This window comes from Amycolatopsis sp. w19, assembly GCF_051373225.1.
Classification (GTDB): Bacteria; Actinomycetota; Actinomycetes; order Mycobacteriales; family Pseudonocardiaceae; genus Amycolatopsis; species Amycolatopsis japonica.
The window spans coordinates 112,030-130,154 of record NZ_JBPQFM010000016.1; the positions used below are offsets into that span (position 1 = coordinate 112,030).

Annotated in this window: 20 protein-coding genes; 8 read left to right on the plus strand and 12 right to left on the minus strand. The window is 68.0% G+C overall.

Annotated features, from left to right (window positions below; genetic code table 11):
- The first annotated feature begins 10 nt into the window (after positions 1–10).
- A complete protein-coding gene (locus ACSMFO_RS27770) occupies positions 11–676 on the plus strand; it encodes a DUF998 domain-containing protein (RefSeq protein WP_436461067.1) in 666 nt (221 codons plus the stop codon).
- A 55-nt stretch (positions 677–731) separates the two neighbouring features.
- Positions 732–1,358: an AAA family ATPase gene (locus ACSMFO_RS27775; protein ID WP_038518657.1), complete on the plus strand. Its 627-nt coding sequence runs from the start codon at positions 732–734 to the stop codon at positions 1,356–1,358.
- 147 nt (positions 1,359–1,505) lie between these two features.
- Here ACSMFO_RS27775 and ACSMFO_RS27780 read toward each other — a convergent pair whose 3' ends face one another.
- The 5 genes from ACSMFO_RS27780 to ACSMFO_RS27800 all read right to left on the minus strand — a co-directional run bounded on the left by ACSMFO_RS27780 (position 1,506) and on the right by ACSMFO_RS27800 (position 7,343).
- A complete protein-coding gene (locus ACSMFO_RS27780) occupies positions 1,506–2,660 on the minus strand; it encodes a 4-hydroxybenzoate 3-monooxygenase (RefSeq protein WP_436461068.1) in 1,155 nt (384 codons plus the stop codon).
- Positions 2,661–2,732: 72 nt separating this feature from the next.
- Entirely contained in the window at positions 2,733–3,674 is a 942-nt protein-coding gene (locus ACSMFO_RS27785; RefSeq protein WP_073847940.1) for a DNA polymerase domain-containing protein, read from the minus strand.
- Positions 3,675–3,750: 76 nt separating this feature from the next.
- Positions 3,751–4,266: a lytic polysaccharide monooxygenase auxiliary activity family 9 protein gene (locus ACSMFO_RS27790; protein WP_016331699.1), complete on the minus strand. Its 516-nt coding sequence runs from the start codon at positions 4,264–4,266 to the stop codon at positions 3,751–3,753.
- Positions 4,267–4,478: 212 nt separating this feature from the next.
- Complete coding sequence (locus ACSMFO_RS27795; protein WP_436461069.1) at positions 4,479–7,088, minus strand: CHAT domain-containing protein; 2,610 nt, start codon at positions 7,086–7,088, stop codon at positions 4,479–4,481.
- An 81-nt stretch (positions 7,089–7,169) separates the two neighbouring features.
- Positions 7,170–7,343, minus strand: a complete 174-nt coding sequence (locus ACSMFO_RS27800) for a hypothetical protein (RefSeq protein WP_350575277.1) — start codon at positions 7,341–7,343, stop codon at positions 7,170–7,172.
- Positions 7,344–7,709: 366 nt separating this feature from the next.
- Between ACSMFO_RS27800 and ACSMFO_RS27805 the strand changes: the two genes are divergently transcribed.
- Positions 7,710–8,342 (plus strand): hypothetical protein, encoded by a 633-nt coding sequence (locus ACSMFO_RS27805; RefSeq protein ID WP_436461070.1) that lies wholly within the window; start codon positions 7,710–7,712, stop codon positions 8,340–8,342.
- Positions 8,343–8,379: 37 nt separating this feature from the next.
- Positions 8,380–8,682 carry a hypothetical protein gene (locus ACSMFO_RS27810; protein ID WP_228694684.1) on the plus strand — a complete coding sequence of 101 codons (303 nt, stop codon included), beginning with the start codon at positions 8,380–8,382 and terminating at the stop codon, positions 8,680–8,682.
- 40 nt (positions 8,683–8,722) lie between these two features.
- On the opposite strand, the gene ACSMFO_RS27815 is transcribed toward ACSMFO_RS27810, so the two are convergent.
- Positions 8,723–9,181 carry a membrane protein gene (locus tag ACSMFO_RS27815; protein ID WP_037346056.1) on the minus strand — a complete coding sequence of 153 codons (459 nt, stop codon included), beginning with the start codon at positions 9,179–9,181 and terminating at the stop codon, positions 8,723–8,725.
- Between the two features lie 156 nt (positions 9,182–9,337).
- Here ACSMFO_RS27815 and ACSMFO_RS27820 point away from each other — a divergent pair, with 156 nt between their 5' ends.
- Positions 9,338–10,234, plus strand: a complete 897-nt coding sequence (locus ACSMFO_RS27820; RefSeq protein ID WP_436461071.1) for an ABC transporter ATP-binding protein — start codon at positions 9,338–9,340, stop codon at positions 10,232–10,234.
- Complete coding sequence (locus tag ACSMFO_RS27825; protein ID WP_436461072.1) at positions 10,224–11,048, plus strand: ABC transporter permease; 825 nt, start codon at positions 10,224–10,226, stop codon at positions 11,046–11,048. The genes ACSMFO_RS27820 and ACSMFO_RS27825 overlap by 11 nt, the downstream gene beginning before the upstream one ends.
- A 60-nt stretch (positions 11,049–11,108) precedes the next feature.
- On the opposite strand, the gene ACSMFO_RS27830 is transcribed toward ACSMFO_RS27825, so the two are convergent.
- The 3 genes from ACSMFO_RS27830 to ACSMFO_RS27840 all read right to left on the minus strand — a co-directional run bounded on the left by ACSMFO_RS27830 (position 11,109) and on the right by ACSMFO_RS27840 (position 13,164).
- Positions 11,109–11,966 carry an aldo/keto reductase family oxidoreductase gene (locus ACSMFO_RS27830; protein ID WP_436461073.1) on the minus strand — a complete coding sequence of 286 codons (858 nt, stop codon included), beginning with the start codon at positions 11,964–11,966 and terminating at the stop codon, positions 11,109–11,111.
- 86 nt (positions 11,967–12,052) lie between these two features.
- Positions 12,053–12,721 carry a TetR family transcriptional regulator gene (locus ACSMFO_RS27835; RefSeq protein WP_436461074.1) on the minus strand — a complete coding sequence of 223 codons (669 nt, stop codon included), beginning with the start codon at positions 12,719–12,721 and terminating at the stop codon, positions 12,053–12,055.
- Positions 12,722–12,750: 29 nt separating this feature from the next.
- Positions 12,751–13,164: a PGPGW domain-containing protein gene (locus ACSMFO_RS27840; protein ID WP_037346915.1), complete on the minus strand. Its 414-nt coding sequence runs from the start codon at positions 13,162–13,164 to the stop codon at positions 12,751–12,753.
- 128 nt (positions 13,165–13,292) lie between these two features.
- Here ACSMFO_RS27840 and ACSMFO_RS27845 point away from each other — a divergent pair, with 128 nt between their 5' ends.
- Positions 13,293–13,634, plus strand: a complete 342-nt coding sequence (locus tag ACSMFO_RS27845; RefSeq protein ID WP_436461075.1) for a YciI family protein — start codon at positions 13,293–13,295, stop codon at positions 13,632–13,634.
- A 340-nt stretch (positions 13,635–13,974) separates the two neighbouring features.
- On the opposite strand, the gene ACSMFO_RS27850 is transcribed toward ACSMFO_RS27845, so the two are convergent.
- Both ACSMFO_RS27850 and ACSMFO_RS27855 read right to left on the minus strand, forming a co-directional pair.
- Positions 13,975–14,556 carry an FMN reductase gene (locus tag ACSMFO_RS27850; protein ID WP_436461076.1) on the minus strand — a complete coding sequence of 194 codons (582 nt, stop codon included), beginning with the start codon at positions 14,554–14,556 and terminating at the stop codon, positions 13,975–13,977.
- Positions 14,553–15,626, minus strand: coding sequence for an LLM class flavin-dependent oxidoreductase (locus tag ACSMFO_RS27855; protein ID WP_038518680.1), 1,074 nt, complete (start codon positions 15,624–15,626; stop codon positions 14,553–14,555). The genes ACSMFO_RS27850 and ACSMFO_RS27855 overlap by 4 nt, the downstream gene beginning before the upstream one ends.
- A gap of 135 nt (positions 15,627–15,761) precedes the next feature.
- On the opposite strand from ACSMFO_RS27855, the gene ACSMFO_RS27860 reads away from it, so the two are divergent.
- Positions 15,762–17,183 (plus strand): glycoside hydrolase family 76 protein, encoded by a 1,422-nt coding sequence (locus tag ACSMFO_RS27860; RefSeq protein WP_436461077.1) that lies wholly within the window; start codon positions 15,762–15,764, stop codon positions 17,181–17,183.
- Here the strand turns inward: ACSMFO_RS27860 and ACSMFO_RS27865 are convergent.
- Positions 17,167–18,108, minus strand: coding sequence for a hypothetical protein (locus tag ACSMFO_RS27865; RefSeq protein ID WP_436461078.1), 942 nt, complete (start codon positions 18,106–18,108; stop codon positions 17,167–17,169). The two genes, ACSMFO_RS27860 and ACSMFO_RS27865, sit on opposite strands and share 17 nt — an antisense overlap.
- Positions 18,109–18,125: the final 17 nt, after the last annotated feature.

An 18,125-nucleotide genomic window follows, 5' to 3' on the forward strand; every position in this document is an offset into this window, starting at 1 on the left:
GGAGGCGACCATGGGCCTGCGAACGGCATCCGACAATCTCGTCCACAACTACCTGTTCTTGCGGCGCGCCATAGGTTTCCTCGGGATCGGGCTGCCCTTCGTACTGGTCTTCGGGAAGATGGTCGTCGACAGTGGCGGCCTGCTCAATTCGATCAGCGGCTACTACTACTCGGGAATGCGTGACGTCTGGGTCGGCGTCATGTGCGCCATCGGCGTCTTCCTGTTGTCCTACCGGGGTTACGGCCGGGTCGACGACATCGCCGGGAACATCGCTGCGGTGGCCGCCGTCGGGGTGGCGCTCTTCCCGACGACACCGGCGAACGGCGACCGCTCGGACGAGATCATCGGGCTGCTGCACCTCGGCTTCGCCGCGGTCTTCTTCCTCACCTTGGCGTTCTTCTGCATCGTGCTGTTCACCAAGTCGGACAAGGAGATCCCCGGCGCCCGCAAACCCGAACGGAACCGGCTGTACGTCGCGTCGGGCGTGATCATGCTGGTGTGCCTGGCGTTGATCGTGCTCTGCGGGCTGGTGTTCGACGACCTGACGAAGGACCTCTACCCGGCGCTGTGGCTGGAGTCGGTGGCGATCCTCGCGTTCGGTGTCGCCTGGCTCACCAAGGGCGGGACGCTGCTGCCGGACAAGACCTCGCTACCGGGAACGCGCGTGACGGCCTGACCTGTGCCGATCAAGGTAAAGGAACCTTTATCCTCGGCCGGGTCGTTGAGGCCGTATGACCGATCGCATCGCACTCCGGCTCGGCCGTCGCGACCTGCTGGTGGTGGCGGGGATTCCCGGGGCGGGCAAGACCACCCTGCTGTCCCGGGCGGCGACCGGCGCGCTACCGGTGCTCGATTCCGACCAGGTCCGCGCGCGGCTGCGTGAACGGCTGCCGCCCGCGCTGCCGTACCGGATCTACCGGCCGCTGGTCCACGTCTGGCATCGCGCGCGGGTCGTCCGCTCCGCGCTGGCGGACGGCGGCCCGCTCGTCGTGCACGAACCGTCGACCAGGGCCACGACTCGCGGCCTGCTGGCCCTGCTCGGCCTGCTGAGCCGACGTCCGGTCCGGTTGCTGTGGCTCGACGTGGCCCCGGAAGACGCCCGCGCGGGCCAAGTCGCGCGCGGGCGGGTCATCCGGCGGCATTCGTTCGCCCGCCACGTCAAAAGGGCCGAGAAGGTACGCCGCGCCCTGCGTGAAGGCTGGGTCCCGGCGGGCTGGCACAGCGCGCGGATGGTGACCCGCGAGGTCACCGGCGCGCTGCGCTTCGTCACCGAGGAGGAGCCGGGGAGACACCGCTCAGGCGACGTCCGGCTCCTCCGCGTCGAGCGCCCCGCCGCACACACAGTCCGCGCGGGCTAGCGGTTCCGGCTCGGGTTCGTCCGCGGGGCCGGGACGATTCGGGTGCGGGTTCGGCGGCGTCCAGCGGATGCGTACCGGCATCGTCGTTCATCCTTTCACTCCGCGAAGTCCTCTTTCCCCGGAATACGGACACGACGGGCGTCCGGTTCAGATGCCCACGTAGTTTTCGGCGAAGAAGTCTTGGTGCGCACGGGAAACCCGCAGGCTCTCCAGCCGCGCGTCCCGCAGCGCCCGCTGGAAGACGGCCTCGTCGTCGTATCCCGCCGGGCCGTGCAGCAGAGTGATCATCCAGAGCGAGAACTCCTGCGCACGCCAGATCCGCGGCAGGCAGTCGGCGGAATAGCGATCGAGCGCCGTCGTGTCGCTTTCGGTATGGGCTTCGATCAACGCGTGCGCGAGGATCTCGGCCTCCATCAGCGCGAGATTCGCGCCCTTCGCGGCGGCGGGACTGATGAGGCTCGCCGCGTCCCCCGCGAGGAACAGGTTCCCCCGCTGGATCGTGTCCATCACGCGCGAGGCCATGTCCACGATCCGGCGCTCGATGATGGCGCCGCGTTTGAGCTCGCCGTAGCGATCGGAGCGCATCCGCACGTGCAGTTCGTCCCAGATCCGGTCGTCTCCCCACTCTTCCGGATCCTCGCCGCGCGGGACTTCGAGGTAATAGCGCGTCACCGTCGGCGTCCTCGCCATATGCCCGGCGAATCCCCGTTCGTGGATCGCGTAGCCGATCGCGGACATGCTCGGCGGCGCCTCGGCGAGGATCGCGAGCCACGAGATGTCGTGGTCCCGCCGGAAGACCCGCGCGGGGACGGATTTCAGCGAAACACCGCGCCTGCCGTCGCAGCCGGCGATGTACTTGGCGCGCAACAGAAGATCATCGGCGATGACCGTCGCGTCCATGCCCGACACCGACGAGACCTCGGTGCCGAACCTGATCTCCCCGCCGCGAGCGAGGAATTCCGCGATCAGGTCGGTGACCAGGAACTGTTGCGGGTAAACGGTGTGCACCTCACCGTTCCCCAGTTCGCCGTACTTCAGCTCGAATTCGGCCCGATCATTGCGGAACGCGCAGGTGTCGTGCCTCGCGCCCTTCTCGATCAGCCCGGCGGCGAGCCCGTTCTCGGTGAGCACGCGGACACTGTTCGCGGCGAGAAATCCCGCCCTCGCCCGGTTTTCGACGTGCTCACGGCTTTGCCGCTCGAGGATCAAGCAGTCGATCCCGGCCGCCCGCAGCAGGTTCCCCAGCGTGAGCCCGGCCGGACCGGCCCCCACGATCACCACGTCGGCATCGATCTTTCCCACGAAAGCCCCCAGTACCTTCGCCCGCCCCCAGCGCGGTCCAAGGTACACAAAACACCGTGACGCCGTGGGCGTTCAGTCCTTCCGCTCCCGCGCCCGCGCCCGGCGTTTCCCCTCGTGCATCGCCACGACCCGCGCGATCGGGATCGTGTGGCCCTGTTCGACAAGGTCGGCGGGCAGTGTCTGCGGTTCCGGCATCGACTCGGCCCACGGATCCTTGCCGCCGAGGAGATCGGGCGCCGTGTGCACGGTGAAATCGGCGGGGACCACGTTTTCGAGGTCGTCCCAGGCCACCGGGAACGACACCGGCAGCCCCGGCCGCAGGCGCGGGCTGTACGCCGCCGCGACCGTGTTGCCGCCCGCCCGCGTCGAATCGAGGTACACCTTGCCCTCGCGGTCTTCCACGATGTACGCGGTCGTCGCGACCGACGGATCGAGCCGCTCCGCGCGGGCGGCTAGCGCGCGGGTCGCGGCGAAGACGTCTTCGCCGCCTTGTCCCGGCACCAGCGGGACGAAGATGTGCACTCCCTTGGAACCGCTGGTCTTCACCGTCCCGACGAGCCCGGATTCGGCGAGTGCCTGGCGCACCAGCACGGCGGCCTTCACGACATGCGCGAAATCGTCACCGGCGGGCGGGTCCAGATCGAGCACGAGATGAGTGGGCCCCGCGTCGACGTCCGCGGTCATCAACGTCGGGTGGTATTCGACGGCGCGCTGGTTCGCGAACCACAGCAGCGTGCGGCGATCGTCGCAGAGCGCGTACGACACCTGCCGCTTCGACGTCTCCGCCCACATCCCGTACCGCTTCACCCAGTCGGGCGTGTACTTGGGCAGGTTCTTCTGCATGAACGGGTCCTGGCCGCGCAGGATCCGGATCACCGAAAGCGGCCTGTTCGCCAGCACCGGGACGAGGCGGTCCGCGACGGCGTCCAGATAGTCCACCAGGTCGCGTTTGGTCGCGCCCTCGAACAAGGGCTGGTCGAGATTGGTCAGCTTGACGCCGTCCCGTTCGCACATGGGACGAGCCTGACACAAAAGCCTCGTGAGTGGTAATGACGGTTAGAACCGTCATTACCACTCACGAGCCCCACTCCTAGCTGATGTTGGCGTCGATACACGCGTAGAAGGCGTTCGCCGTGTCGTAGACGTTCCAGCGGGCGAGGATCTTGTGCCGCCCGCTCTGCTGCAGGTTCACGCTGTGGGTGACCGTGGCACCCGGCTGCGCGCCACCGTCGTTGAAGCTGGCGACCTTGGCGCCGTCGACGAAGTACTCCCAAGTGCTGGTGCGGTGGCGAGCCGTCAGCGTCCACCGGAACGTGGTGGTACGGCCGAGGGAATGCACCTTCCAGCCCTTGCTGTCATCGTTGAGGTCCGCGAAACGGCCGACACCGCCGTTGCAGCTCATGAGCCCCTTGGGGCCTTCGACACTTTGCGGCTCCCATTTGATGGAGCCACAGGAAACGGTGTTCTGGGCGCATTGCGCCTGCCTGCTCGCGGGCGAGGAAACATAGCCGTGCGCGCTGGCGGTGCCCGCCGGGATCGCGACCAGGGCCGCCGGCACCATCGCCGCACCGGCCGCCAGGGTCAAAAGCCGTCGTTTGAAGCTCATGCCTACCCCTTTCCCAATCTCTACACCCACCGCGGACTCGAGATTCCTGGGTCACAGCGAGCGAAATACCAATGAAGGTGGGGACACATCCGCCGAAGCGCCGAGCCGGCGAATGTGGTCTAGACCATAATTGGTTCAGACGACTCGGTCAAGAGTAACCAACCGGGCACTTGGAGTCGTGAAGATCGAACAGGGGTTGTCAAGCCGGAGGATCAGCCCGCACCCAAACAGACGAACGGTCGCCGGAACGGATCAACGGCGATGGTGTCCGCCAGCGCGGTCGCCGGCCCGGCCCCACCCGTGAGACCACGGTGGTAATCGTCCATCGCGGCCGCGGCGGCCTCGTCACCGACTCGGCTCAACGGCGCGATCACCGTCCGCGAACCGCTCGCGAGCAACGCGCTGGCGAAACCGAGGACCTCGTCGCCGGGCCGGATCCGGTTCAACGCCAGTTCGCACGCCGCGAAGACGACCTGTGTCGGCGGCTGCGCCAGCCCGGCCATCTCGTGGGCGAAGAGCGCGCCGTCGGCCAACTCCAGCCGCGAGAACAAGGCGTTCTCGGGCTCGTGCGCGCCGTGCGCGGCGATATGCGCGAGCTTCGCTCCGTCCAGCGCGCGCAAAACGGAGGACACGGTCGCCTCGCCGTCGGCCAGCGTCCGCGCGGTCCGGTAATGCACGGCGAGTTTGTCCAGCTCACCACGCGTCCCGACAAGTCCGGGGCCCCGGACGAGAACGACCTTCCGCGCGCGGGACACCGTCGACCGCGCCGCCCCCAGCCAGGCCGTCGCCGACGGCGCGACGACGATCGGCCGCGACCGCAACGCCGGCAGCACTCCCCACGGGACGGCGAACAACGGGCCGGTCGGCACGACGATCAGGCCGCGATCCCCGAGCAGCGCTTCGAGCGGCCGGATCAGCTGGATGTCCAGCCGTTCGGCCTGTTTCCGCGCCGACCCGAGCACCGACTGGACCAACGGCGCCGGTAGCCGATCCGGCGCGAGGGCGTCGAGATCGACGTTGAGCATCCGCGCGGACTCCGCCGCCCGCTCGGCCGAACCGAGCCGCACCAGCTCGCACCGCCCGTCGACGACGACCATCGCCACCAGGTCGTCCCCCGACGACGCGAAACTCACCAACGCGCGTTCGCCCAGCTCCTCGGCGACCTCCGCGAGCCGCGCGACCGGCCGGGGCCTGCCCCAGCGACCCGTATGCCAGCCGAGCCGATGCGCCTCACGCAACCGCTCGGCGTGCTTCGTCCGCAAGGCCGCCGTCGGATGCCCCTCGTGCTGCGCCTGATGGATCGCCTGATCGAGCCCTCGGACCTCGCCGACGCGCTCGGCGAGCTCCGGGTCGGTCGCGACAACCGGTTCGTACCGGTAACTTTGCGCCCGGGTCCGCTCCGTCCAGCCGAACAACCTGGCCGCGTCGGCCCGCTCCAGCACGATCTTGACGGCCAGATCCGCCAGCTCCCTGCCGTGCAGCGCCGTACCGGACACCAGCTCGATACCGCCCATCCGGTCGCGGACGCGGTCGAGTTCGGTGAGCCCGGCCCGGATCTCCGCCAGCGCCTTGGTCTTGTCCCCCTCGGCCACCGCGAGTTCCGCGCGGCAAAGCCTGCGCAGCATCCGGTAATCGACGGAAGTCAACCGTCCCGGCTGCGGAATCCGCGCGAGCAGCTCGGCGGCGCGTTTGCGTTTCCCCTTCCGCAGCTCGACCCGAACCGCCAGCATCCGCGCCAGCGCGGCCTGATCGGCGAGCCGCGGCATCGGCATCCCGTTCGCCGCCCGCAACGCGCGCGAGGTCAGGGTGGGCGAGATTTCGTTGGTGCGCAAGGCTTCCTGCACGTCGGCGCGGAGGCCGACGATGGTCGCGTTGGCGACACAGGTCTGGCAGCCCCAGCGGAGCATCCTGCGACGGGCGGACGCGGCGTGGGAGCGGGCGAGTTCGAGATCGTCACTCATCAAGGCCGCCGAGGCCCGATACAGCTCCACGTCGGCGAGATCACGGCTGATACTGCGCTGCGCGAGCATCGCAGGCAGCACCTCGTCGAGGTGACCTCCGGCTTCCTCGGCGAGCCCCGCCGTCAGCAAGGCCTGGGCTTGGGCAAGCCTCAGCAGCGGTGGAACCTTCATGTCGAGCGCGCGATAAATGTGTTCACCCTTGTTGAACACACGCAGGGCCGCCGGCACGTTTCCGACCCGGAGTTCCAACGAGCCGAGCGGCCTCATCACGTCGGCTGCCTGTGCTTTGAGATCGTGCCGCTCCGCGAGTTCGATGGATCGCGTCAAGTCCTCGCGAGCCTTGCGTATGTCGCCCAAACGAGTATTGGCCAGACCGCGTGTCGCCAGCGTGCCCAGGTAGGGCCCCAGGAGCGAAGTCGGGTCTTCCGCCGATGCCAGAACAACGTTCTTCTGCCCGATGGACGAATCGAAATACGCAAGGCTCTCTTCGTTCCGGCCCGCGGCCATGAGCAGAAGAGCGTAATTGTGGTCCAGCTGTCCTCCGAGTTCGGCACGCAAGAGCGCGTCGGACACCGATTCGAGCAAGAGCCGAACCTCGTCGAGGCCCGCCATACCCGCCGCGACCTCACCCGCGGTTTCGGACGACAGAGCCGCGATGGTGCAGGTCAGCCGGATCCTGGTCGCCAGCCAGCCGTCATGATTTTCGGCGACCGGCTGGATCGAGTCGAGCAGGGCCAGGCCTCTGCGGAGCAGCCGTACACCTTCGCGCTGACGGGCCGAACACGCGGCATCGACGCCTGCACGGTGTAATTCTCGAGCTGCACGGATGATCTCGGATTGATTCAGCTCAATCACAGCCACCGAACCATGACAACACACTTAGTAGTCGAAGTGCGCCCGGCCACCGGGCAACCCCGCGGCCGGGCCCGCTTCGTTACCGGATCAGGGCGTGGGCGGCGGTGTCTGCACACAGCCGCCCGAGCATTCCAGCAGCTTGTCGCGGTAGTGCTCGCAGTCCGGGCTGTGCTCGTGCTGCGGCAGTTCGGGCTTGGGCTGAGCCGGGTCGACCGGCTCCTCCTCGCCGATGGGGTCCTTGACGTCCGTAGGCGTCGACATTTGACGATCTCCTCCCCTGATGATCTTTTCTGTCGTACCAGGCAGCCCCATTACGGCGGCCCCCTCCGTTCGCAGGCCCTCTTCCCGCGAACGGGGCAATAGTGCCACAACGGAGCAGTGATCGGGAGTTTTACCTACACTGAGTCATCGGCGACACCCAATAGGGGGACGCTTGATTAGCGAGCCTCACGATCTCCTCCACATGGGCGCACAGGCGTCCACGAAGCGGCCCAAGAGAGATCATTTCGCTGGGCCATCCGGCCTAAGATCCAAAACTTCTTACGGCACAAGGGTTTCCGGCCAGGAAAGCGGGGAACTCACCGCCTGTCGGGGGATGACCGGCGAATATCCGGAGGAGAGATAACGATGCCCACGTGGTTGGTCATCATCATCGTCATCGCCGCGGTCCTGGTGGTGGGAGCGGCCGCTTGGTTCGTCATCGAAGGACAACGCAGGCGGCGATTGCGAGAGACGTTCGGGCCCGAATACGACCGGGCCGTCAAGGAGCACGAAAGCCCGCGAGAAGCCGAACGTGAGCTTTCGTCGCGGGTGAAACGACATTCGGATCTCGACATCCGGCCGTTGCCGGAGACCACAAAGGACCGGTACGCGCAGGAATGGGCGCTGATCCAGGAACAGTTCGTCGACCGCCCGTCCGGCGCCGTCGTCGAGGCGGACCGGGTACTGGTCTCGTTGATGGCCGAGCGCGGCTACCCGACCGAAGGGTACGACCAGCAGCTCGCGGATCTGTCCGTCCGGCACGCGAACGCGTTGCGGCACTACCGCGCCGGGCACGACACGCTGGTGCGCCACCGGGAATCCGAAATGTCCACAGAGGACATGCGGGAAGCGATGAAGCACTACCGCGAAGTGTTCGAAGATCTGTTGACCGATGCCGGCGAAGGAGCGGAAAGCCATGGAAAGCAGGCCACTGGAAACCGAGGGAACGGAACGCGTCGCGGAGACGACGGAACGGCCCGACGAGGATCGGACCGCTGACGGCGACGCCGGCCGTCCCCTGGGCACCGAGGACCTGGTGGCCACCGATTCCCGGCGCACCACCGAAGACGACGCGCAGACGTTGTTCGAAAACGTGGACGTCGAGAGGTTCCGCGACAGCTGGCAAGGCATCCAGACGGCCTTTGTGGACGATCCGCGGCGAGCGGTCAAGGAGGCCGACGAACTCGTCGCGGTGGTGATCCAGAACCTGGCCACGACCTTCGCGGACCACAAGAAGGAACTGGAATCCGCGTGGAGCCAGGGCGAACCGGCCACCGAAGACCTCCGGATCGCGCTTCGCCGCTACCGGTCGTTCTTCAACCAGTTGCTGAGCGCCTGACCAAGAGCCTCGTGAGTGGTGATCCACTCACGAGGCTTTTTCAGGCACCGGTGGTCGACCCGGGCCGCACGATCATCAGCACCGTCACCACGGCCCACAGCAGATTGAACATCCCGGTGTACATCGCCACCCGCCCGGCGGTGACCGGCGCCGAAGGCGGCTCCGCGTCCAGCGCGGCGAGGATCGCGTTCTGCCCGGGCAGCACCAGTAACGCCAGCACACCGGCGGCCGCGGCGGTCAGCACGATCGACACGATCACCCACGCGTCGCCGAAGACCCGCATGCTTCCCGCCGTCGCCAGCCCGAAGAACGGCACCGCGATACCGAAAATCGCGTAGACGCGGCAGATCCGGTTGAGCGCGCGCAGCACGGACAGGCCGGAACCCGGTTCGGCGAAGGCTTTTCGCGCCGCGGCGGGGAACATGCTCGCCGCGACGGTGACCGGGCCGACCGCGATGACGGCGGCGAGCACGTGGAGGATCAAGAGGATTTTCGACACGCCACCGAGCCTATGATCATCGCCGCGGTGTCCGGTACCGGTGTTTTCGACAGATGTCGCAGGATTCCGGCCATCCGGCTACGTCCGGCGACGTACGCGGAGTGCCGCTCGTGAACGGATGTGGTGAAGGCCTCCCCCGCGACACCATTCGTCACCATGAACCTTCCCGTGGACACAGACGAACTCACGAAACGGTACGGCGAACAACTCGCCGTCGACCGGATGAAACTGACCGTGCTGCCCGGCGAGATCTACGGATTCCTCGGCCCGAACGGCGCAGGCAAGACCACGACGTTGCGGATGCTGCTGGGCCTCGTCCGGCCGACGTCCGGCAGCGTCCGGCTGTTCGGCAGGCCGCCCGGTGACCTCGCCGGGGTCGGCGCGCTGATCGAATCGCCGGGGTTCTACCCCTACCTCTCCGGCTCGGACAATCTCAAGGTACTGGCCCGCTACAGCGGAACGGATCCGCTCCGCGTCGGCGAAGTGCTCGCGATGGTCGACCTCGCCGATCGAGGCAAGGACCGGTACTCCACCTATTCGCTCGGCATGAAACAGCGGCTCGGTGTCGCGGCGGCGCTGCTGAAGGACCCGCGGCTGCTGATCCTCGACGAGCCGACCAATGGGCTCGACCCGGCCGGGATGGCCGACATGCGGGTGCTGATCCGGCGGCTCGGCGCCGAGGGCTGCACCGTGCTGCTGTCGAGCCATCTGCTGGGCGAGGTCCAGCAGATCTGCGACCGCGTCGGCGTCGTCTCACGCGGGCGGCTGGTCGCGGAGAACACGGTCGCCGAACTCCGCGGCGGCACGGTGCTGCACATCGAGTCCGACGAGATCGTGCGTGCCGCCGACCTGGTGCGGCGCCGGATCGGCGCGGAGAACGTGCGCGAGAGCGGGACCGGGCTCGACCTGACCGTCGCCCCGGAACGCGCGGCGTGGCTGAACCGCGAACTCGTCACGGAAGGGATCGCGGTCCGTGAACTGCACGTCCGCGAACGGGATCTGGAACAGGTCTTCTTCGAGCTCACCGGAGAGGTGGCAGGTCATGTGGGGTAGCTGCACCGCCGAGCTGGCGAAACTCGTCCGGCGTCCGGCGAACTGGTTCATGCTGGGTATCGCGGTCGTGCTCGGCCTGACGTTCACCTACCTGCTGCCGCTCGCGGGCGCGGCGGGTTCGTCGAGCGGGGCTCCCGGTACCGATCGCGGGCTGGCCGCGACCCTGCCGTCCAACCTGGTCGGCAACGCGATCGGCGGACTGCCGGTGTTCCTCGGGGCGATCCTGCTCGTGCTCGGCGTGCTGGCCGTCGGCACCGAATACGGCTGGAGCACTTGGAAGACCGTTCTGACGCAAGGACCTTCGCGGCTGACCGTCTACAGTGGAAAGTTGGTCGCGCTGGCCGTCGCGTCGCTGACCGTCGTGGTGGCGAGCTTCGCGACCGGCGCGATCACGAGCGCGCTGATCGCCTCTTCGGAAGGCGAGCCGATGAACTGGCCGTCGTTCGGATCGCTGCTGACGGGGATCGGCGCCGGTTGGCTCATCGCGATGACCTGGGCGGCACTCGGCGCGGCGCTCGCCATCGCGATGCGTGGGGTCGCGCTGCCGATCGGGCTCGGCCTGGTGTGGCTGCTGGTGGTGCAGAACCTGCTGTTCGGGGTCGCGGCCCCGCTGGTGGACTGGGTCGGCACGCTTCAGCTGGCGCTGTCGGGAGCCAACGCCGGTTCGCTGGCGGCGTCGCTCGGCGCTTCGGGCGCGACGCCGGGCGTCGGGGAACTCGTCAGCGTCTCTCAGGCGACGTTGGTGGTGGCCGGCTACCTGGTGGTCTTCGCCGGTGTCGGCGGCTGGCTGCTGCGACGCCGGGATGTCCTCTGAAGCGCGTGAAGGCCTCCTTCCCTCGGCTCAGCCGAGGGAAGGAGGCCTTCACGCGGGAAGTCAGGCGAGGGCGTCGAGATCCGCCAGGACGTCCGCGGGCAGCTCCAGGTCCGCGGCGGCGACGTTCTCCCGCAGGTGCGCGGGCGAGGACGTGCCCGGGATCAGCAGGATGTTCGGCGACCGCCGGAGCAGCCACGCGAGCGCGACCTGCATCGGCGTCGCGTCGACCCGGCGGGCACAGTCGTCGAGCACGCCGGACTGCAGCGGCGTGAACCCGCCGAGCGGGAAGTACGGCACGAACGGGATGTTGATGGCCGCGAGGGCGTCGAGGAGCCCGTCGTTGGCGCGGTTCGCGACGTTGTACTCGTTCTGCACGCAGACGACCGGCGCGATGGCGCGCGCTTCCTTGACCTGCTCCGCCGACACGTGGCTCAGGCCGAGGTGCCGGATCAGGCCCTGCTGCTGAAGCTCGGCGAGCACCTCGAACGGCTCCGTGATCGAGACCGGGATCGGGAAGACGCCGTGCTCCCCCGCGAGCCGCAGGTTGACCACGTCGAGCACGTCGAGGCCGAGGTTGCGCAGGTTGTCGTGGACCGCGGAGGTCAGCTCCTCGCGCGAGAGCGCCGACGGCCAGCCCTTGTCCGGGGACCGCTTCGCGCCGACCTTCGTGACGATGTGCAGCTCGTCCGGGTACGGATGCAGGGCCTCGCGGATCAGCTCGTTGGTCGTGTGCGGACCGTAGAAGTCGCTCGTGTCGATGTGGGTCACGCCCAGCTCGACCGCCTCGCGGAGGACCGCGATCGCGGCGTCGCGGTCGCTCGGCGGGCCCCAGATGCCGGGGCCGGACAGCCGCATGGCGCCGTAGCCCATCCGGCTCACGGTGAGATCGCCGAGGGTGTGGGTGCCGCCTGGGCTCATGATCGCTCCTTGTACGAGTGGGTTCCGCTCACCTTAGGCAGGTTCTCGCCGACCGGCGCGTGCGGGAAGGGAGCAAGGGACCTTTGCTACCACCCGGGGCTCTGACCTGCGCGAACAGCCAGGCCGACCAGCTGGTTCGCCAGCCCCTCGGTCAACCCGTCGACGAACATCGCGTGGCCGGTGGGCGCTCCGCGTTCGGCCAGGACCGTCGCCACGGCCTCTCCTGGGTTCGCGTAGGGCCACAGTCCCGCGACGAGGATGAAGACGGCCTTCGCGAAATAGCCGGCCGCTTCGGCGTCCAACGCGACTTGAGTGCGGACGATGTCGGCGAGCCGTTCGGTCCGTTCACCGGCCCGCGTCTTGAACGTCCGCGCGGTCTCGACGGAGATGTTGCGTTCCAGCACGGCGGCCATCGTGCTGATCAGCTCGCAGAGCAGGCGCTGCCGCGAAATCGACGTCGCGATGACGGTCGCGACTCGCTCGTAGCCGGGGCCGTCGAGGGAGCTCAGCTCGCCTTCGAGTTCGTCGAGCCACGAGATCCAGACCGAGTCCAAGACCTCCAGGAAGATCGCCTCACGGCTGTCGAAGTACCGCAGCACGTTCGACTTCGCCAGGCCCACCCGATCGCTCAGTTCCCGCAGGCTGATCCGGGAGACGGGCCGCTCGGCCAGGAGTTCGCGCGCCACGCCGAGAATCGCCGCGCGCCGGGCCTCGACCTGTTCCGGCCGCCGTGCGCGCTGGAAGTCGGGTGCCACGCGGCGCACGGTACCAGACCACCCGGCTGTTATTCGGCGTTCGCGGACCTCCGCGCCTGCACCCGCTTGTAGCTCCAGATCAGCAACGCGAACAGGATGAGCCCGGAAAGGATCAAGCTCGACCCGGTGCTCCAGCCCGCGAGGGGCAATCCCGGCACCAGGCCCCAGACGATCCCGGCGGCCAGCAGCCCCAGCCCCGCCAGCACCGAACCGGCGATGCGCAGCGGGGACGAAACGCTGTCCTCGGCCGCCTTCATCGCCCTGTCGCGGATCGGATCGACGTACTTCTCCACCGCGGGGAACTCCGACGCCAGCACGAGCAGACCCGCGAGCACCAGCAGCAACCCCGGCCCTGGCAGCACGAGCAGCGCGATACCGACCGCCAGCAGGATGATGCCCGCGATCAGGATCAGGGCCTGCTTCACGGGTTTTCCGATGCCCACCGTCGTCTCCTCGCCGTCGTCCCTTTCCGTCGATTGTGCCGGTCGGGACGGGAAAGCGCTGGTCCTGACGGTCTGTTTCGGAGGAGACCGTTCGTCGGGGTGATGAACTGCTCGACCAAGGAGGACCGATGCGCTACATGTTGCTGATCTGCGGGACGCCGTTCCCCGGTGCGGACGACTGTGAAGACCCGCTGGACGAGCGGACCCAGGAATGGGTCGACGAGATGACCGCTCGCGGAGTGCGGTTGTCCGGCAGCAGGCTCCGGTCGGCGGCCACCGCGACCACCGTGCGCCACCGCGACGGCGAACTGCTCGTCTCGGACGGGCCGTTCGCGGAGACGAAGGAACAGATCCTCGGCTACGACCTGGTCGAGTGCGCCGATCTCGACGAGGCGATCGAGATCGTGGCGAAGCATCCGGTCGCCAAGTTCGCGACCATCGAGATCCGGCCGGTCTGGCCGACCCCCTGAACACGCGTCGTCAGTGGCAAGGACTGGCGTTTGCTTACCTGCGCGGCTTGGCCTCGTCCCGCCGCCGCGGTGGAGCCGATATCGGTGAGTGGGGAGGATTTGGGACGTCCAACGTCCCAAATCCTCCCCACTCGACCGTGCCGCGGCGAGCGTCCGATGTCACCGCGAGTGAGGGGTGTGTGGATATAGGGACACTCAACGTCCCTATATCCACACACCCCGTCGTGACAGGACCGGTCGCGGAGGGGCTGTGTGGATTTCTGGTCATCCAACGCCCCGAAATCCACACAGTCGACCCCCGAACGCGCCTCGTGAGCACAAGAGAGCAAAGGTCCCTTGCTCACCCACCGGCCAGCAGCTGCTCGAACGGCACGAACCCGCTCTCCGGAGCCCCGGCCGGCGAATCCGAAGACAGCCGCGAGGCGAACTCCCGCCCCGCCCGCGACGCCCGCTTGTCGAGGTCGCCCGGAGACGCCCAGTCCGACGAAGCCGCGTACACCGCCGTCGCGACGGGCTCGGCGCGAAGGTAGGCGAAGAGCGGACGCAGCGCGAAGTCGAGCACGAGCGAGTGCCGTTCGGTCCCGCCGGTGGCACCGATCAGCACCGGCTTCCCGTCGAGCGCCTTCTGGTCCAGCACGTCGAAGAACGACTTGAACAGTCCGCTGTACGACGCGGTGAACACCGGTGTCACGGCGATCAGGCCGTCCGCGGTGGTCACCGTGTCGATGGCCGCCCGCAGGGCCGGGGAGGGGAACCCGGTCAGCATGTTCTTCGTGACGTCGACGGCCAGATCGCGGAGTTCGATCACCTCGATCTTCACGTCCGGCAGCGCGACGGAAACCGCCGCGGCGAGTTTGTCGGCGAGCAGCCGCGTCGAGGACGGCTGACTCAATCCCGCGGTGACGACAGCGATCGTGGTCATGCCAAGACCTCCAAACGAGAAGCGTGCGTAGGGGCTTCCGGAACGTGAGAAGGACGAAGCGAGTCGAGTTCCTTGCGCAGCACCGGGATCACGTGCTCGCCCAGCAGGTCGAGCTGTTCCAGCACGGTCTTCAGCGGCAAGCCGGCGTGGTCCATCAGGAACAGCTGACGCTGGTAGTCGCCGAAGTGCTCGCGGAAGCTCAGCGTCTTGTCGATCACCTCTTGCGGGCTGCCGACGGTCAGCGGCGTCTGCTCGGTGAACTCCTCCAGCGACGGCCCGTGCCCGTACACCGGCGCGTTGTCGAAGTACGGCCGGAACTCCCGCACCGCGTCCTGCGACTTGGGCCGCAGGAACACCTGTCCGCCCAGTCCGACGATGGCCTGGTCCGCCTTGCCGTGCCCGTAGTGCTCGTACCGCTCGCGGTAGAGGTCGATCAGCGCCTGGAAGTGCTCCTTCGGCCAGAAGATGTGGTTCGCGAAGAACCCGTCGCCGTAGTAGGCGGCCTGTTCCGCGATCTCCGGGCTGCGGATCGAGCCGTGCCAGACGAACGGCGGGACACCGTCGAGCGGCCGCGGCGTCGAGGTGAACTCCTGCAGCGGCGTCCGGAACTTGCCGGACCAGCTGACCACGTCCTCGCGCCACAACCGGTGCAGCAGGTGGTAGTTCTCGATGGCCAGCGGGATCCCCTGCCGGATGTCCTGCCCGAACCACGGGTACACCGGGCCGGTGTTGCCGCGTCCCATCATCAGGTCGACGCGGCCGTCGGCGAGGTGCTGCAGCATCGCGAAGTCCTCGGCGATCTTCACCGGGTCGTTCGTGGTGATCAGCGTGGTCGAGGTGGAAAGGATGATCTTCGACGTCTGCGCGGCGATGTAGCCGAGCATCGTCGTCGGCGACGAAGGCACGAAGGGCGGGTTGTGGTGCTCGCCGGTCGCGAAGACGTCGAGACCGACCTCTTCGGCCTTGAGCGCGATCCGCACCATCGCCTTGATCCGCTCGTACTCACTGGGCGCCTCCCCGGTGGTCGGGTCGGTCGTCACATCGCCCACCGTGAAGATTCCGAACTGCATGACCTGCTCCCTAGGCCGGGGTTACGTTGCTTGAGCGTTCAACTTCACGCACGCAAGAAGTATTCCAGACCATCGACGCGGGCTGAAAGGGTGACTTGATCGGGCCGGAAAGTGACCGCCCCCACACTCGAATCCATGTGGCTCACCTCCCTGCTTGTGACAACGTTGACATTCGCTCTCGCGCCGGCCACCACTCCCGAACCCACCGTCGCGGCGACAATCTGCGCCAAGTACTGCGACAGCCGCGACCCCGCGTTGGCCGTCGGCGAAAGAAGACCCGGCACGGCGTCCGTCTGGGGCCGCGGCATCACGCTGCATCTCTCCGACGGCGACGACATGGGCTGGGGCAGCATCGCCAACGGCGACCCCGGCGACGAAGTCTGGCTCGACCGCTCCTTCGACGGCGGCCGCACCTGGGCGGGCGACAGCCGGATCGGCGACACGAAGATCCCCGACGGCCAACGCGGCTGGCGCACCCTGATGTTCAACGTCGACGACCCCGCCACCCACCGCTTCGGCGCCCTGCGCGCCTGCGGAAAGGCCGGCAACCGGCCGGAAATCGCCTGCACGCCGTGGTTCCGCACCACGGTCGCCGCCAAGGACCGCACCGAAGCCGCGGCAACCGCGCTCATGCAGTTCTACGACAACGGCACCGGACTCTGGCAGACCACGGGCTGGTGGAACTCGGCGAACGCGCTCACCGCGATCCTCGACTACAGCACGCGAACCGGTTCGCAGAACTACCGCTACGCCATCGGAAACACCTTCGACCGCAACCGTGGCAACGACTTCACGAACGAGTACATCGACGACACCGGTTGGTGGGCGCTCGCCTGGATCCGCGCCTACGACCTCACGAAGGACCGCCGCTACCTCGACACCGCCGTCATCGCGGCGGACTACATGTACTCCTACCGCGACGGGACCTGCGGCGGCGGACTCTGGTGGTCGACGGCGAAGACGTACAAGAACGCCGTCACCAACGAGCTGTACGTCAAGGTCGCCGCCTCATTGCACAACCGGATCCCCGGCGACACGCGCCAGCTCGCGCGGGCACGCGAGGTCTGGGACTGGTTCCGCGCGAGCGGCATGATCAACGGGAACGCCCTGATCAACGACGGCCTGAACGCCTCCTGCGCCAACAACGGCCAGGCCGTCTGGAGTTACAACCAGGGCATCGTCCTGGGCGCGCTCGTCGAACTGCGGCGCGCGACCGGTGACGCCGCCCTGCTCACGACGGCCCGGCGGCTCGCGGACGCCTCCACCACGACGTCGCTCCTGCACTCGGACGGGATCCTGCGCGACCCGTGCGAATCCGGCGACTGCGGGGCCGACGGGCCGTCGTTCAAGGGCGCGTACGCCAGGGGCCTCGGCGAGCTCGACCGGGCGCTGACGGGCAGACCGTACCGCGCTTACCTGACGCGCCAAGCGAACTCGACGATCGCGAACAACCGCACGTCGCTCGACCAGCACGGCCTCCGCTGGGCGGGACCGGTCGACAAGGTCGACGCCGCCCGTCAGCACAGCGCGCTGGAGGTGCTCACGGCAGCTCTCTGAACACCGGATCCGGGACGTGCAGCCAGGCGCGGACCTCGGTCTCCTTCTCGTGCACGAGCACCTGCCGGTAGCTCATCGTGTCGAGACCGGGGCCGCCCTGGTCCTGGACGTCCTCGTGGAACCGGTCCGACACGAGCACCACCACGGGCGACTCGTCCGGCGCTTCGGCGAGCGCGTCCCGCAGCACCCGCGAGTCCAGCAGCCGGGCGAGCAGCACCTTCGGCCGCCCCGTCACGCCGTACTCGTCGAGCGCGATCTCGCCGGCGTGGATCGCCACCCGGACCCGGATCCGCAGGGCGGGCTCGGTGCCGACGTTGTACCGGGCCAGTTCGGCGGCCAGCCGGGACACCAGCGGGTACACCAGGCGGAACTTCGGGAAATGCGGCGGGACCACGACGATCATGCCGTCCCCGGTGTCGCGCTTCAGGCAGGCCTCCCAGGCGATCCCGCTGGCCTCGAAGGCGGTGGAAAGAACGCCGAAGAGCACCCGCCGGACCTGGACGAAGACCTCGCTGCTGCGGCCGACCTGCCCGAACCCGGAGATGTCGATCGAGAACAGCCCGCAGTGCATGCCGGACTCGACCCACGCCGTCGGCGGCGGGTAGAGGATCTTCTTCCGCAGCAGCGCGAGATGGACACAGGACACGGTGATCAACAGGATCGTGCCGAAGAACCACGAGAGGGCCATGACCGTCCCGACCGGGCCCTCCGTCTCCTCGAGGGAGAGCAGATAGAGCAGCCCGTAGGAGACCCCGCCGTAGAGGAACACGTAGAGCACCACGAACGTGCGGCGCAGCCGGATCGCCGCGTGCACGAACGGCAGCGGCGCGAGCAGCCCGAGCGAGCCGATGACCACCACGAAATACCAGAGACTCACGACGCGTTGTGCGGTCGAGACGCGTGTGGGACCGGTTACGACGGCCACCTTCTTCCCCCCGTCAC